The organism is Streptomyces sp. C10-9-1 (assembly GCF_024497955.1).
Lineage (GTDB): Bacteria > Actinomycetota > Actinomycetes > Streptomycetales > Streptomycetaceae > Streptomyces > Streptomyces sanyensis.
In genome coordinates this window covers 388,961-405,074 of sequence record NZ_JANHKP010000002.1, presented here as the reverse complement: position 1 = coordinate 405,074, position 16,114 = coordinate 388,961, and the positions used below count along the sequence as shown (strand labels likewise).

Here is a 16,114-nt window from a genome sequence, read left to right as displayed (position 1 = left end):
GCCGGGCGTTGGTCCGGTTGGGCAAAGAAGTCGTCAAGTGGCGCTGACCGCGCCGGATTGAGCAGGGGATTTCCATGGGTGTGAGCCTTTCCAAGGGCGGCAATGTCTCGCTGACCAAGGAGGCCCCCGGCCTGTCCGCGGTGATCGTGGGACTCGGCTGGGACGTACGGACCACCACGGGCACGGACTTCGACCTGGACGCCAGCGCCCTCCTGGTCGATGCGGGCGGCAAGGTCCTGAGCGACCAGCACTTCGTCTTCTTCAACAACCTCAAGAGCCCCGACGCTTCGGTCGAGCACACGGGCGACAACCTCACGGGCGAGGGCGAGGGCGACGACGAGCAGATCAAGGTCGACCTGGCGAACGTGGCCGCCCAGGTGGACAAGATCGTCTTCCCGGTGTCGATCCACGAGGGCGAGAGCCGGGGGCAGTCCTTCGGCCAGGTGCGCAACGCCTTCATCCGCGTGGTCAACCAGGCGGGCGGCGCGGAGCTCGCCCGCTACGACCTCAGCGAGGACGCCTCGACGGAGACGGCCATGGTCTTCGGCGAGCTGTACCGCAGCGGCGCGGAGTGGAAGTTCCGCGCCGTGGGGCAGGGATACGCCTCCGGACTGCGCGGTATCGCCCAGGACTTCGGCGTCAACATCTGATCCTGTGGGCGGGACGACCCGGCCCGCAGGTCCCCGGCCGGCCCGCGCGGGCCGGCCGGCAGCCGAGGCCGGGAGTCCCGCCTCCGGGCGCGTCCGGGCGGGCCGGAGCAGGGGCCTGGTGCGCACGGCACGGACGCGCTGCCGGCTGGTGCCGGGCACCCGCGCCGCAGCGGCGGTACGGCCCCGGGCTCAGAGGTCCCTCTTCGGCCAGTCCAGGAGGCGGGCCCCGATGGCCGCCGTCTGCAGCATGAAGCGGTGCTGGGGATCGGTCGGGTCGGCACCCGTGAGCTGGTGGATCCGCTCCAGCCGGTAGGTGAGGGCGCGCACGCTCAGGCTGAGCCGGCGGGCGGCCTGGGCGGAGACGCAGCCTGCGTCGAAGTAGGCGTGGAGGGTCTCCAGCAGGGGCTCGGCCCCTCCGCGGGCCTCCCGCAGCGGGCCGAGGGCGCTGCGCACCAGGTCGGCCATCGCCTCGCGGTCGCGGGTGAGCACGGGGTAGACCAGCAGGTCGGCCGCGTAGAGCACGGGCTCGTGGAGCTGCATCCGGTCCGCGAGCTTCAGGGCGTTGAGTGCCTCCTCGTACGAGCGGACGACGCCTCCGGGGCCCGGGTGCGGTCGCCCGATCGCGGCCCGCCCGCTCCCCTCGGTGACCGCGTACGCCTGCTTGGCGAAGTAGCGCACCACTTCCTCCTGGTCGCCGGGGGCGATGCAGATGAGGCGGTCATCCTTGGTCGTGAGCAGGATGCGGCGGTCGCCGAAGCGGGCGAAGAGCGCCGCATCGACCCGGCGGGTCACCGGGTGGGTGTCGTCGTACGCCTCGGAGCCCACGGCCACGCCCACGGCGTGCGCATGGGCGAGCCGCAGCCCGAACCGCTCGGCGCGCTGGGCCATCCTGCCCGCCTCACCTCGCCCGTGGAGCAGGTCGTCGATGAACTCCCGGCGGGCCGCCTCCTCCTTGCGGACCGCGAGGCGCTGCGCTCTCTCGTAGCCCTCGGCGAAGGCGTCCACGGCCTGCTGGACGGCGGCCAGCACCCGGTCGGGAGACGTGGTGTCGGGCCAGGAGGAGCGCGTGGCGGCCAGATGCCCGATGACCAGGGCGCGCAGCCCGTGCCCCGCCTCGGCCGCGTGCTCGCCCAGCGCACGGCGGCTCTCGAGTTCGTCGCGGTTGAGCCGCCGGCCCGTCCGGCCGACGGCGGCGAGGATCTCGGCGTACCCCTCCAGATACGCGTCCCAGATCTCCTGTGTCGTCATCTCCCTTGCCCCGTCCCCCTGTTGGTGCGGGCCGGGCTTCCGGGCACCCCCGGCAGCCGACCCGGCATAAAGAATGCATCAACACTGCCGGAATCCGGCAATGTAATCAAGTCCATCCGGCTGCCACCATGGGAGGGCACCGGAGAGCAGCGAAAGCCGGATGCTGCGAACCGGCAATATGGCCAGGGAGAGGGGTGAAGCGGTGAACGAGTTCCTTTCGGCCGTGGCCGCCTTCCCCACCGCCCTCTTCAGCGCCGCTCTCGCGGTGGTCGTCGTCTTCTGGCTGCTCGTGCTCCTCGGCGCCGCGGAACCCGGGGCCTTCGACGCCGACGTGGAGTCGGCGGGGGCCGGATCCGCGGGCCTCGCGGGGGTACCCGTCGCCGTCGCGGCCTCGCTGCTGGTCGTCCTGGCCTGGTTCACCAGCCTCTGCGGCGCCGTCCTGCTGCACAGATCCGGGCTCACGGGCCTCCCGCACGCGGCACTCGCCTGCGCGGTCCTGCTGCTCGCGTGCCTGGTCTCCTGGCGGGTGACCCGAAGACTCGTGCGGCTGCTCGCGAAGCTCTTCCCCGAGGAACGCGGGCCGTCCCGGCACGACTTCATCGGCATGACCTGCACCATCCGCACCGGTCGCGTGGACACCCGGTTCGGCCAGGCCGAGGTCACGGCCCCGGACGGCTCCACCGCCCTGGTCCAGGTGCGGCAGCCGGCAGCCGGCGGCCCGGCCGAGGACGGGCCCGCCCTGTCCGCGGGCGCCACCGCCCTGCTCTACGCCTTCGACGAGGACGGCGAGTTCTTCTGGGTCGCGCCCTTCTCCCCCTTCGGAGAGCTGCCCGGCACCGGCATGCCGACCGCCGCCTGAGGCACCCGCCCCCGTCGTACCCTCCCGCCGGTCCCGGGCCGGCGCCCCTGCGCCGCCACGGCGCGGCCGCCCCCATCGACCACCGCTCACCCGAGGACTCCCATGGACTCCATCTCCGCAGGCATCGGCGTGCTCGTCGCCGCCGTCCTGCTCATCGCCGTAGGCCTGCTGCTCGTCGTGACCCGGCTGTTCCGCAAGGTCGAGCAGGGCAAGGCACTGATCGTCTCCAAGATGCGGAAGGTGGACGTCACCTTCACCGGTCAGGTCGTCCTGCCGGTGCTGCACAAGGCCGAGATCATGGACATCTCGGTGAAGACGATCGACATCACCCGTGCCGGGCGCGACGGCCTCATCTGCCGCGACAACATCCGCGCCGACATCCGGATCTCGTTCTTCGTCCGCGTCAACAAGACCGTCGAGGACGTCGTCAAGGTCGCCCAGGCGATCGGCACCGCCCGGGCCAGCGACAAGGACACGCTGCAGGAGCTGTTCAACGCCAAGTTCTCCGAGGCGCTGAAGACCGTCGGCAAGCAGATGGACTTCACCGACCTCTACACCAAGCGGGACGAGCTGCGGGACCGGATCATCCAGGTGATCGGCACCGACCTCAACGGCTACAGCCTGGAGGACGCGGCCATCGACTACCTGGAGCAGACCCCGCTCAAGCAGCTCGACCCCTCGAACGTCCTCGACGCCCAGGGCATCCGGAAGATCACGGAGCTGACGGCGACGGAGCACGTGCGCACCAACGAGTACCAGCGCACGGAGGAGAAGGAGATCACCCGGCAGAACGTCGACGCCCGGGAGGCCATCCTGGAGCTGGAGCGCCGGCAGGCGGACGCCGAGATCAAGCAGCGCCGCGAGATCGACACCGTGCGGGCCCGCGAGGAGGCCGAGACCGCGCGGGTCGTGGAGGAGGAGCGGCTGCGCGCCCAGTCCGCGTTCCTGCGGACGGAGGAGCAGCTGGGCGTCCAGCGCGAGAACCAGGCCCGGGAGGTGGCCGTCGCGGGCAAGAACCGCGAGCGGGTCATCGCCATCGAGAACGAGCGCATCGAGAAGGACCGCCTGCTGGAGGTCATCGCCCGGGAGCGGGAGACCTCGCTGACCCGGATCGCCGCCGACAAGGAGGTCGAGGCGGAGCGCCGCGAGATCGCCGAGGTGGTGCGCGAGCGGGTCGCCGTGGACCGGACGGTCGCCGAGCAGGAGGAGTCCATCAAGCGGCTGCGCGCGGTGGAGGAGGCCGAGCGGGAGCGCCAGGCCCTCGTCATCGCGGCCGAGGCCGAGGCGCAGGAGAAGCTGGTCAAGGACATCAAGGCGGCGGAGGCCGCGGAGCAGGCCGCGGTGCACCGTGCGGCCGAGGAGCTCACGCTGGCGGAGGCCCGGGTGAAGTCGGCCGACCTCGACGCCCGCGCCAAGATCCGGCTGGCGGAGGGTGTCCAGGCGGAGGCGGCGGCCGAGGGCCTCGCCGCGGCGCAGGTCCGCGAGAGGGAGGCGGACGCGATCGAGCGGACCGGCCGTGCCGAGGCCGAGGCGGCCCAGGCCCGGCTGCTGGCCGAGGCGGAGGGCGTCCGCGCCCAGGGCGCCGCGAACGCGGCCGCCATCGGCGAGAAGCTGCGGGCGGAGGCGGCCGGCCTCACCGAGAAGGCGGCGGCCATGGCCGCGCTGGACGAGGCCTCGCGCGGACACGAGGAGTACCGGCTGCGCCTGGAGGCGGAGAAGGACATCCGCATGGCCGGGCTGGACGTGCAGCGCCAGGTCGCGGAGGCGCAGGCGACGGTGCTCGCCACCGGTCTGGAGAACGCCGACATCAACATCGTCGGAGGGGAGTCGGTCTTCTTCGACCGGATCATGTCCTCGGTCGCGCTCGGCAAGGGCGTGGACGCCTTCGTCTCCAACTCGCAGACGGCCCGGACCCTGGCGGGGCCGTGGCTGGACGGGTCCTCCAGCTTCACCGACGACCTGACGTCCGTCCTGCGCGGCGTCTCGACCGGCGACGTGCAGAACCTGACGGTGTCCGCGCTGCTGACGGAACTCATGCGGTCCGGTGGCACCGGCGGCGCCCAGCTCGGCCGGCTGCTGAAGGAGGCCGACCGCCTGGGCCTGGCGGACCTGCCGCTGGCCTCCGTCCTCGGCGGATCGAAGCCCGCCGCCGAGAACGCCCCCCTGAACGGCGCGTCGCACAGCTGACGGCGCGCCGCGGGGCCCGGTACTGACCCACGGGGGTGGACAGTACCGGGCCCCGCACCCGACCGGGGCCGGGCCGTGCGGCCCGGCCCCTCCGGCCGGATCCCCGGATCGCGGCCGCACCGCCACCGCCCCGGGCACGAGGCCCGGCGGACCCGGGGACCCGTCCACCGCCCGCACGGGCGCCTGTCCGTGGCCGGCCCCGGCCCGGGCGCCCGACCGGCAGGCCCGGCGGTCCGAGCCCTCTCCGGAGGCCGACGCAGGAAAGCGAGCACAGCAGATGACCCCCTCCACCACCCGGCCCGCCGCCGACCGCGACGCAGTCCCGCAGGAGGCCGGTGCGTACGAGGTGCTGCGCGACCGGCTCGGGGCGCAGGCCGCGGAGCTGGCCCGCCGGGCCGAGGCGCTGAACGCGCTCCGCGTCGAGGCCTTCGGCTCCACGGAGCTGCGGCTGACCGGGACGGACAGGCTGCGCACCGAGCACGCGGGCCTGCCGCGCGACATCGTCGCCCTGGGGCCGTTCGTGCTGTTCGGGTTCGACCGCGCGGGGACGGCCGCGGGGACGGCCGAGGTCGGCGACGTCCTGAGCCTGCACACCGCCGACCTGGCACCGGTGCCCGAGGACAGCGTGCCCGGGCTCCTCGACGACCACGCCTTCCGGCAGGAGTTCCAGGCGCTGCACCGCTACTTCCGGGACGCCCGCCTGGTGCGCCTGAGGGTGGTGGAGGACCGGCTGCTGGCGGTGTTCCGGACCGGCGGCGGGACCCCGGGGACACCGGCCGGGGGACGCGCCCCGCAGGCGGGTGACACCCGCGTGCTGCGCTGGGCGCTGGAGGCGGACGGGGCGGGAGGCGTACGGGCGCGGTTCCTCGACGCGCGCGGCGAGCGCGACCACGCGCTCCCGCCCGTCTGCGACGTCACCTGGACGGCGGCGACCCGCGAGGACCACGTCCTCGGCCGCCACCCGCACATCGGCGTCGGCGGTGACCTGTTCGTCTCGACGGCCGGCGGCTCGCTCACCCTGAAGACCTCCGACGACACGGAGACCGACGAGGGGATCCACTCCGAGCCGGTCGACGAGCCCCTCCAGTCGCTGGCGGACGCCGAGGTCGCGCACGCCCGCGTGGGCCCCCTCCTGCTGCTGCGCGTCCGCCCTTACAAGGAGGAGCGGGACCGGTACTTCGTCTACGCCACCACCACCGGTGCCGTCAGCCGTCTCGACGCCGTCGGGCAGGCGTGTCTGCGGCTCCCCGGCGACCAGGGCATCGTGTTCCCCGGCGGGTACTGCCTCGCCGCGACGGGCGCCGCCCGGACCTTCGACGTCGACGAGGAGCTGCTGGCCTCGCTGCGCCACGAGCGGACGGTGCACTCGCCCAACGGCGAGGACACCCTGTTCGTCTTCCGCGGGCAGGACGGCGGCGACGCCCTGCTGCTGCCGTACAACAGGATCCGCAAGTCGGTCGAGGCGCCGCTGCTGTGCCGCGGCCACGCCCTGTTCGAGGACGGCAGCCTGCTGGTGCTCCGGCCCCGCGACGACGAGCCGTCCCGGGTGCACCCGGTACAGCGCTGGGCCTCGCCGTTCGTGTCGGACACCCACGCCGCGGCCGATCCGGGCGAGGGCCCGCTGTCCCGGATCGGCAACGCCGAGCTGGTGCGCGCCGTGGCCGACTGCCTGTCGGTGGTCCGGGCCGCGACGGAGACGACCCCGACCGTGGCCGTGTACGAGGCGCTGCTGGCCTCCGCGACGCGGACGGGCGACGCCTACCACTGGCTCGGCGACACCGGGGTGGTCGACCTGCGGACCCCGCTGGAGGCCGTGCGGGACACCGCGGCCCGGGTCGTGGAGGAGTTCGCGACGGTGCGGGCGCTCACCGCGCAGGCGACGGAGGCGCTGTCGGAGGCGTCCGAGCGGACCGCCTCGCTGGTGCGGCGGCTGCGCGGCGGGACCCCCCGCACGGCGGGCGACTGGGTCGAGGGGCTGACGGAGCTGCGCCGTGCGCAGGGCGAGCTGCTGACGCTGCGCGAACTGCGCTACGCGGACACCGCACGCGTGGACGAACTGGTGACCGGGACGGAGGCGGACATCGCCTCGTTCGCGCAGCGGGCGATCGCCTTCCTGGAGCGCCCAGACGCCTTCGCGGGCCACCGCGAGGAGATCGAGGAGCTGTCGGCACAGGCGGAGGAAGTCCCCACGGCCGCCGCGGCGGTACCGGTCGCGGAGCGGCTGGACGGCATCGACAGCGGGCTGCGGACGCTCACGGAGGTGGTCACCGGGCTGGAGTTCGGCGACGCCGTGGTGCGCACGGGCGTCCTGGAGCGGATCGCCGAGGTCCTGGGCGCGGTGAACCGGGCCCGCGCCGTACTCGACGCGCGCCGCCGCGAGCTGGTCGAGCGGGAGGGGCACGCGGAGTTCGCCGCCGAACTGGCCCTGCTCGGGCAGGCGGTGACCGGTGGTCTGGCCGCGGCCACCGACCCCGGCTCCTGCGACGCCCAGCTGGCCCTTCTGCTGGTGGCCGTCGAGGACCTGGAGTCGCGGTTCGCGGACTCGGACGCCTTCCTGGCGGAGCTGGGCGACCGGCGCACCGAGGTCTACGAGGCCTTCGCCGGCCGGCGGCAGGCGCTGGTGGACGCGCGCTCGCGCCGGGCGGAGCGCCTGGCGGTGTCGGCCGAGCGCGTGCTGGAGACGATCGCCCGGCGGGCGGCGTCGCTGGAGGACCGGGAGGCCGTCAACGCCTACTTCGCCTCGGACCCGATGGTCGGCAAGGTCCGCAGGACCGCGGAGGAGCTGCGGGGGCTCGGGGACGGGGCGCGGGCGGAGGAGCTGGAGGGGCGCCTGGGAGCGGCTCGCCAGGAGGCCGCCCGCGCCCTGCGCGACCGGGCGGAGCTGTACGCCGGGGGCGGTTCGGCGCTCCGCCTGGGCCGCCACCTGTTCACGGTGAACACCCAGCCGCTGGAGCTGACGCTGGTTCCGCACGGGGACGGCCAGGCGTTCGCCCTGACGGGTACGGACTACCGCGCTCCGGTGACCGGCGCGACGGACGCGGAGTTCGCCCGTACCCGGCCCTACTGGGAGCAGACGCTCGGCTCCGAGAACGCGGACGTCTACCGCTCCGAGCACCTGGCCGCGCGGCTCCTGGAGGAGCACGGCGCCGACGCCCTGTCGGGGTCCGACCTCCCCGACCTGGTGCGCCGTGCCGCGGAGGGGACCTACGACGAGGGCTACGAGCGGGGTGTGCACGACCACGACGCGGTGCTCGTGCTCCAGGCGCTGCTGAAGCTGCACGACGGCGCGGGGCTGCTGCGCTACCCGCCCCGGGCCCGGGCGGCGGCCCAGCTGTTCTGGGCGTACGGCGCGGACGAGGAGCGGCGCAGCTCCTGGGCCCGTCGGGCCGTGTCGCTCGCGCGCGCCCGGGAGACCTTCGGGCTCGCACCGGCCGTCGACGCCTTCCGTGCCGAACTGGCCGCGGAGTTGCGGGCCTGGGGCGACCGGAGCGCGGGCGCGGCGGCGGACGGGGGCGACCTGGCGGCCGAGTACCTCTTCGAGGAGCTGACGGGCGGTCCGGACGGGTTCGTCACGGGCGGCGCGGCACACGCCCTTCTCGGCTCCTTCCGGGAGGCGGTGTCCGGCACGGGCTACGCGGAGGACCTGGCCGGTCTCGGGGACGACCTCGGGGCCCGGCGCCAGGTCGTCGAGAACTGGCTCGGCGCGTACGCCCGGTCCGCGGGCACCGGCGACGGGGGCAGCGACCCCGCCGAGGCAGACGACCTCGCCGAGGCGGTCGCGATCGAGCTGTGTCCCGGCCTGGAGCGCTACACCTGCGAGGCACCGCTCACCGTGCGCGTCGACGGGCTGCTCGGCGAGCACCCGCGGATCGAGGGCCGCTCGATGACCGTGCGGCTCGACGAGCTGCTCTCCAGGACGCGGCACTTCCGCCTGGTGGTGGTGCCGGGCTTCCGGGACTACCAGCAGCGCCGGGCCGCCCTGGCCGCATCCGAGCGGGACCGGCTGCGGCTGGACGAGCACCGCCCGCGGGTGATGCCGTCCTTCGTGCGCAACCGGCTGATCGACGAGGTCTACCTGCCGCTGATCGGCGACAACCTGGCCAAGCAGATCGGTGCGGCGGGCGAGGCCCGCCGCGCCGACAGCAACGGCCTGCTTCTCCTGGTCTCCCCGCCCGGCTACGGCAAGACGACGCTGATGGAGTACGTGGCCGACCGGCTGGGCCTGGCGCTCGTGAAGGTGAACGGCCCGGCCCTGGGGCACGGAGTGACCTCGCTCGACCCCGCCATGGCGCCGAACGCGACGGCCCGCCAGGAGGTCGAGAAGATCAACTTCGCCCTGGAGGCGGGCAGCAACGTCCTCCTGTACCTGGACGACATCCAGCACACCTCGCCGGAGCTGCTGCAGAAGTTCATCTCCCTGTGCGACGCCCAGCGGCGCATGGAGGGCGTGTGGCGCGGCGAGACCCGCAGCTACGACCTGCGGGGCAAGCGCTTCGCCGTGTGCATGGCCGGCAACCCCTACACGGAGTCGGGACGGCGCTTCCGGATCCCCGACATGCTCGCCAACCGCGCCGACGTCTGGAACCTGGGCGACGTGCTGACGGGCAAGGAGGGGGTCTTCGCCCTGAGCTTCGTGGAGAACGCGCTGACCTCCCATCCCGTGCTGGCGCCGCTCGCCGGACGCGACCGCGCGGACGTGGACCTGCTCGTGCGGCTCGCCGAGGGCGACCCGACGGCCCGTGCGGACCGGCTGGTGCAGCCCTGCCCGCCCGCCGAACTGGACCGGGTCCTCGCGGTCCTGCGGCATGTGCTCACCGCGCGCCGCACGGTGCTGGCGGTGAACGCGGCCTACATCGCCTCGGCCGCACGCAGCGACGAGACGCGCAGCGAACCGCCGTTCCTCCTCCAGGGCTCGTACCGGAACATGAACAAGATCGTGGAGCGGCTCAGCCCGGTGATGGACGACGCCGAGGTGGCGGCGCTGATCGAGGACCACTACGCGGGCGAGGCGCAGACCCTGACCAGCGGCGCGGAGTCCGCCCTGCTCAAGCTCGCCGAACTGCGGGGGACACTCGACGCCGGGCAGGCGGCACGCTGGGCGGAGGTCAAGGCGCGCTACGTCCGCACCCTCGCGCTCGGCGGACCGGAGGGCGACCCGATGGCCCGGGCGGTCGCGGCCCTGGGGCTGCTGGCGGACCGGATCACGGCGGTCGAGGCGGCGATCACCAGGGCGGTGGACCCGCGCGCGGTGCTGTCGGGCGCCGGGCGCCACGCGGCACCGGTCGCCGGGACCGCACCCGCCGGCGGACCCCACCCGGACCCGGCCGCGCGCCGGGCGGCCCCCGACGCGCGGTGAGGGCGGCCCCGGAAGCCGGGGGGCGGGAGCTCGGATGCCGGAGGCCGGCCGCCCCGGGTTCCGGGGCGGCCGGCGCGAGGGGCGGTCGCGGCGGCCGGAAGACGGCGGGCGACGGTCCGGACCCTCCGGGTCCCCGGGGCGGCCGCGCCCCGCGTCTCACCCGTTCGTGCCCCCGCTCTGTCCACAGACGTGCGGCTGTCCACAGGGCGGGGATGTCCCCGTGGGTTTTCCGGTTGGATGGAGGGCATGAACGACACGGACACCACACCCGACATGCCCGGCATGCCCGACTGGGAGAAGCGCTTCCGGGCCCCCCGCGTCTCCCTGCCGGACTGGGCCGAGGACGCCCCCCAACGCTGCCTGTTCATGTCCAACGCCACGGGGACGTACGAGCTCTACGCCTGGGACCGGTCGACAGGCGCACAGCGCCAGGTCACGGACCGGCCGAACGGCACGACGGACGGCGTCCTGACCCCCGACGGCGAGGCCGTCTGGTGGTTCTCCGACACCGACGGCGACGAGTTCGGCATCTGGATGAGCCAGCCCTTCGGCGGGGGCGAGGACTCCCCCGCCGTCCCCGGTCTCGCCCCCTCGTACCCCGGAGGGCTCGCCATAGGCAGGGACGGCACGGCCGTGGTCGGCCGCTCCACCGACGAGGACGGCACGACCGTGCACGTCGTGCGCCCCGGGGCGGAGCCGGTGGAGATCTACCGGCACCGGGAGTCCGCCGTGGTGGGGGACCTGTCGCACGACGGGACGCTGCTGGCCCTTGAGCACACCGAGCACGGCGACGCGATGCACTCGGCGCTGCGGGTGATGCGGCTGGACGGGACGACCGTCGCCGAACTCGACGACACCCGGGGCGGCGAGGAGGAACTCGGGCTGGAGGTGCTGGGCTTCGCTCCCGTCGAGGGCGACGGCCGCCTCCTTGTGGGCCACCAGCGCCGCGGGCGCTGGGAGCCGATGGTCTGGGACGTGATCGGGGGTACGCAACGCGACCTGTCGATCGAGCTGCCCGGCGATGTGAGCGCCGAGTGGTTCCCGGACGGCTCGGCCCTGCTGATCGTGCACAGCCACGAGGCGCGGGACGAGCTGTGGCGCTACGAGCTGGGCACCGGGGCCCTGAGCCGCATCGCGACGCCCGCGGGCTCGGTGTCGGGCGCCACCGCGCGCCCCGACGGCCACGTGGAGTACCTGTGGTCCTCGGCGGCTGAACCGCCGTGCATCAGGTCGACGTCCGGCGACGCGGTGCTGGACCCGCCCGGCCCCCGGGCGCCCGCGTCGGTGGCGGTCGAGGACGTCTGGGTGGACGGCCCCGGTGGGCGGATCCACGCCCTCGTCCAGCGCCCGGCCGGGGCGGCGGGCCCGCTGCCGACGGTCTTCGACATCCACGGCGGGCCGACCTGGCACGACAGCGACGCCTTCGCGGCGGGTCCGGCCGCCTGGGTGGACCACGGCTACGCGGTGGTCCGGGTCAACTACCGCGGCTCCACCGGGTACGGGCGGGAGTGGACGGACGCCCTGAAGCACCGCGTCGGGCTCATCGAACTGGAGGACATCGCGGCCGTGCGCGCGTGGGCGGTCGCCTCCGGGCTGGCCGACCCGGCCCGCACGGTGCTGGCGGGCGGGTCCTGGGGCGGCTATCTGACACTGCTGGGGCTGGGCACCCAGCCGGATTCCTGGGCCCTGGGGCTGGCCGCGGTGCCGGTCGCCGACTACGTGACGGCCTACCACGACGAGATGGAGGCCCTCAAGGCCCTGGACCGCACGCTGCTCGGCGGTACGCCCGAGGAGGTCCCGGAGCGCTTTGCGGCGTCCTCGCCGCTCACCTACGTCGACGCGGTGCGGGCTCCGGTCTACATCTCGGCAGGGGTCAACGACCCTCGCTGCCCGATACGCCAGGTGGAGAACTACGTGGACAGGCTGGCGGCGCGCGGCGCGGTCCACGAGGTCTACCGGTACGACGCGGGCCACGGCTCGCTGGTGGTGGAGGAGCGGATCAAGCAGGTCAGGATGGAGATCGACTTCGCGGACCGGCATCTGGGGCGCGGCACGCCCTGAGGCCGCGCCACGGCGCCGCGGGCGACGTCCTCGCGGCGGCCCGGGCGACCCGGCGGCCCGCGAGGACAGGCCCCGGAGCACCCCGGCACGGCCCGGGAACCGGCAGACGGCCGCGAGGCCGGGAGCCGCGGGCCGCCGCGAGGAGAGGAGGGCGACGGGGACGGACCCGGGAGCGGGCAGGCCGGGGCCGTTCCGTACCGTGGAGGGGTGTACCGATTCCTGCTGACGCCCCGCTGGTGGGGGATCAACGCCTTCGTCCTGCTGGCGATCCCGTTCTGCGTGTTCATGGGCTCGTGGCAGCTCGGCCGGTTCGAGGACCGCGTCGACAACCACCGCGAGGCGGAGCAGCGCCCCGGCACCGCGCAGGAGGCGGCGGTCCCACTGGAGGAGCTGCTGCCGGTGGACACCGAGACCTCGGGCCGCCAGGCGACCGCCGACGGACGCTACGGGGAGCAGTTCCTGGTCCCGGGGCGGGAACTGGACGGCCGGCAGGGCTCCTACGTCCTGACGCTGCTCCGCACGGACGGCGGCCGGACCCTGCCCGTGGTCCGGGGCTGGCTCCCCGGTGGGGGGACCGCTCCGGCGGCTCCGGCCGGCGAGGTGACCGTCGCGGGCGCACTCCAGGCGTCGGAGACGGTGGGCACCGACGGAGCGCACACGGCTGGCGGTCTCCCCCGAGGCCAGCTGGGCATGATCAGCGCGGCCTCGCTGGTGAACCTGGTCGAGGACGACGTCTACGACGCCTGGATCACGCTCACCGAGGCGGACGCAGGGCTGGAGGCCGTCCCCGCCACCGCGCCCCAGGGGAGCGGGCTGGACCTGAAGGCGTTCCAGAACCTGGGGTACACCGGCGAGTGGTTCGTCTTCGCGGGCTTCGTGCTCTTCATGTGGTTCCGCCTGGTGCGCCGCGAGGCCGAGACCGCCCGGGACCGTGAGCTGGGCCTGGAGCCCGAGGCCTCCTGACCGCACCAGGCCGGGGGCGTCCGCGCGGCCGGCGCCCCGGCCTGGCTCGCGGCGGTCAGCCGGCCCATGGCGCGACGGGGCTCCCCGGGGCGGCGGCGCGGAGGGGAGCGGTGCCCGGCGTGCGGGGCCCGCTACTCGCCGTCGGGCAGCATCCCCGTGCGGTAGACGGTGCCCGCGCAGGCGTTGGGGACGGTGGCCTGGGCGCTCGGCCCCCCGGCCACGGGGACGTATGTCACGGCGACGCTGCCCTCGGCCGGCCCGTCCTCGGCGACCAGCTGGGGCTGGACGCCCTCCGCCGACGTGCCGGAGCCCGTGTCCCCGCCGGAGGCGGTACCGGTGCCCGCGGTACTGCCGCCCGCTGCCCCGCCGCTCTCGGAGGGCGACGGGTCCGGGGAGGGCTCGGTGGTGGGGCAGGTGTCCGAGGGAACCCAGGCGAACTTCACCTCGTAGGCGCCGGAGGGCTTCAGCACCAGCGTCTTCCGGTCGGCCGAGGACGACGGCAGGCCGCCCGCGGGGTCCCCGTCCGAGTGGCCGGTGACGCCCACCCGGGTCGGGTCGGCCGCGCCCAGGGCCTCGACGGCGAACTCTCCGCTGCCCTCGACGGTGCAGGCGGCGTCGGACACGTTGGCGATGCGGAAGGTGCCGTAGACCTTGCCCTCGGCGCCGGGGGCGTTGGTCTCCACCGCGACCACGCCGAGTCGCCCGCCCTCGCACAGGGCCGGGGCACCGGTCTGGGCGCCGGGCGTCTCCGGTTCGCCCGAGGGGCCGTCCGCGGCGCTCTCGTCCGGCGCCTCGCCGGGGATGCTGGTCGCCGGGCTCCGGTAGCCCGGGTTCTGGCCGCCGCTGCCGGGCAGGGTCAGCCGGTCCCGCTCGCCTCCGGTCGCGCCGGGGTCGTTGCCGGTGCCGCCCTGGGCCTGCTCCCCGTGGCCGGTGCTGACGGCCTTGGTGTCGGCTCCGGAGTCCGAGTTCGCCACGTGGACGAACGCGGGCACGGCGGTGCCGACCAGCAGCACGGCCGCTGCGGCACCGACCAGGGCCTGCCGCTTGCGGGCCCGCCGTGCGGGGACGGCCCGGCGGAGGTGGTCGAGGGCACCGTCCGAGGGCTGCAGGCCCTCCACGACGCCCTGCAGCAGTCTCCGGAGGGCCTCCTCGTCGCCGTCGGGCCCGTCCTCCCCGGCGTCCGGGGAGGAAGCCGCGGGGGTTTGCCCGTCCGCGGCGGGGCGGTCGGCCTCCGCAGGGGTCCGGGAGCCGGTGCGGTCCGTCCCGAAGACGGCGGAGAGCAGCCGGTCGGCGCCGTCGCCGGGCAGATCCCGCACGCCCCCGGCCACCGGGTCCGCGGCCGCCTCGCTCTCGGCCGCCGGCTTCCCGGCCGCCCGGCTCTCCGGGGCGGGGCTCTCCGGGTCGGTGGGGCGCGCCGCCGGGGCGGAGTCCGCGCCCGCCGCCGGAAGGGCCGCCGTGGGCTCGTCCGCCGCCGGGACCGGGGGCGTGGCACCCGCCTGGGGGAGCGCCGCCGTGGGGGTCTCCTCGTCGCCGGAGGCCGCGGTCCCGCCGCCGGGGCCCGCCGTGCCCACCGTGCCTGCCGTGGGGGCGTCGTGGCCGTTCCGCTCCGCCGCGGCGCCGCCGCCGGACGCCTCTTCCGGGCCGTCGTTCACAGTTTCGTTCCCAGTCCGGTGGTCAACCGCCCCGTCCGTTCCGCTCGGCCGCCGAGCGTCGCCGCCTCCGCCCTGCCCTGCGCCGCCGCTCACGCCGAGGCCCCCATGGACACCCGCAGCGCGGCGATGCCGCGCGAGCCGTACGCCTTCACGGACCCCAGGGATATCCCCAGGGTCTCGGCGACCTGCGCCTCGGTCATATCGGCGAAGTACCGCAGCACCAGGACCTCCCGCTGACGCCGCTGGAGCCCCTTCATGGCCTTGATCAGCGCGTCCCGCTCCAGCTGGTCGTACGCACCCTCCTCGGCGCTGGCCATGTCCGGCATCGGCTTGGAGAGCAGCTTGAGCCCGAGGATGCGGCGGCGCAGCGCCGACCGGGAGAGGTTGACCACGGTCTGCCGGAGGTAGGCGAGCGTCTTCTCCGGGTCCCGGACGCGGTTGCGCGCCGAGTGCACCCGGATGAACGCCTCCTGCACCACGTCCTCGCAGGAGGCGGTGTCGTCCAGGAGCAGAGCGGCGAGACCCAGCAGGGACCTGTAGTGGGCCCGGTAGGTCTCGGTCAGGTGGTCGACGGTGGTTCCGGCAGCCATGGCCTCGTCAGAACCCTGCCGCTGCGCCGGCATGCGCGTCGCGCGCGGCACGGGCATGGGGGCGATCACCGGCATGCCGCCGGCGGGGCGTGCTCTGCGGGCGGGGCGCAGCACCGCGCCGCGAGCCGGGAGCACTCCTGTGATGTCGAGAACCTCTGCCACGCCAGTTGGACACGCTTCCCCCCGCCAGGGTTGTACGCGCTCGCGCCCGCTTTCGGCGGTGCTCCCGACTCCCTGATCCGCACTCGTTCTTCCCCAATGCCCCGTACTCCCCCGCACCCCGTCGAGGTGTCCGCGAAGACGCTCCGCTCTCCGCCGCCGGTTGCGGCACAGAGAAACGCATCGTCGAACATGCGAACGCCCGCGTTCAAGTGGTTCAGACCTCTACGTGAATCAGGGACGCCTCGTAGATCCTACAAAAGCGGCCGATCATCGCGCGGTGCCCGAGGTCACACCCGGTGTGCGCGGCCGGCTCCGCCCGTACCGCCGGAGGACGGCGGCACGGGGACGGGGCAGCAGCGGCGTGGCCGTGCCCCGGCTCCGTCCCC

General features: G+C 74.8%; 9 protein-coding genes. 6 read left to right on the top strand and 3 right to left on the bottom strand.

Annotated features, from left to right (window positions below):
• The first annotated feature begins 74 nt into the window (after positions 1-74).
• Positions 75-650, top strand: a complete 576-nt coding sequence (locus NPS70_RS04290) for a TerD family protein (protein ID WP_256522622.1) — start codon at positions 75-77, stop codon at positions 648-650.
• 189 nt (positions 651-839) lie between these two features.
• Here NPS70_RS04290 and NPS70_RS04285 read toward each other — a convergent pair whose 3' ends face one another.
• Complete coding sequence (locus tag NPS70_RS04285; RefSeq protein WP_256522618.1) at positions 840-1,898, bottom strand: CdaR family transcriptional regulator; 1,059 nt, start codon at positions 1,896-1,898, stop codon at positions 840-842.
• Positions 1,899-2,100: 202 nt separating this feature from the next.
• Between NPS70_RS04285 and NPS70_RS04280 the strand changes: the two genes are divergently transcribed.
• The 5 genes from NPS70_RS04280 (at position 2,101) to NPS70_RS04260 (ending at position 13,324) form a co-directional block, all read left to right on the top strand.
• On the top strand, positions 2,101-2,757 hold the full coding sequence (locus tag NPS70_RS04280) for a hypothetical protein (protein ID WP_256522616.1): 657 nt from the start codon (positions 2,101-2,103) through the stop codon (positions 2,755-2,757).
• Between the two features lie 102 nt (positions 2,758-2,859).
• Positions 2,860-4,944 carry an SPFH domain-containing protein gene (locus NPS70_RS04275; protein WP_256522615.1) on the top strand — a complete coding sequence of 695 codons (2,085 nt, stop codon included), beginning with the start codon at positions 2,860-2,862 and terminating at the stop codon, positions 4,942-4,944.
• A gap of 277 nt (positions 4,945-5,221) precedes the next feature.
• Entirely contained in the window at positions 5,222-10,300 is a 5,079-nt protein-coding gene (locus NPS70_RS04270; protein WP_256522614.1) for a DNA repair ATPase, read from the top strand.
• A 237-nt stretch (positions 10,301-10,537) separates the two neighbouring features.
• Positions 10,538-12,361, top strand: coding sequence for a prolyl oligopeptidase family serine peptidase (locus NPS70_RS04265; protein WP_256522612.1), 1,824 nt, complete (start codon positions 10,538-10,540; stop codon positions 12,359-12,361).
• A 207-nt stretch (positions 12,362-12,568) separates the two neighbouring features.
• Complete coding sequence (locus NPS70_RS04260; protein ID WP_256522610.1) at positions 12,569-13,324, top strand: SURF1 family protein; 756 nt, start codon at positions 12,569-12,571, stop codon at positions 13,322-13,324.
• 131 nt (positions 13,325-13,455) lie between these two features.
• On the opposite strand, the gene NPS70_RS04255 is transcribed toward NPS70_RS04260, so the two are convergent.
• Together NPS70_RS04255 and NPS70_RS04250 are read right to left on the bottom strand one after the other, a co-directional pair.
• On the bottom strand, positions 13,456-14,976 hold the full coding sequence (locus NPS70_RS04255; RefSeq protein ID WP_256522609.1) for a hypothetical protein: 1,521 nt from the start codon (positions 14,974-14,976) through the stop codon (positions 13,456-13,458).
• 89 nt (positions 14,977-15,065) lie between these two features.
• Positions 15,066-15,728 carry a SigE family RNA polymerase sigma factor gene (locus NPS70_RS04250; RefSeq protein ID WP_374211933.1) on the bottom strand — a complete coding sequence of 221 codons (663 nt, stop codon included), beginning with the start codon at positions 15,726-15,728 and terminating at the stop codon, positions 15,066-15,068.
• Positions 15,729-16,114: the final 386 nt, after the last annotated feature.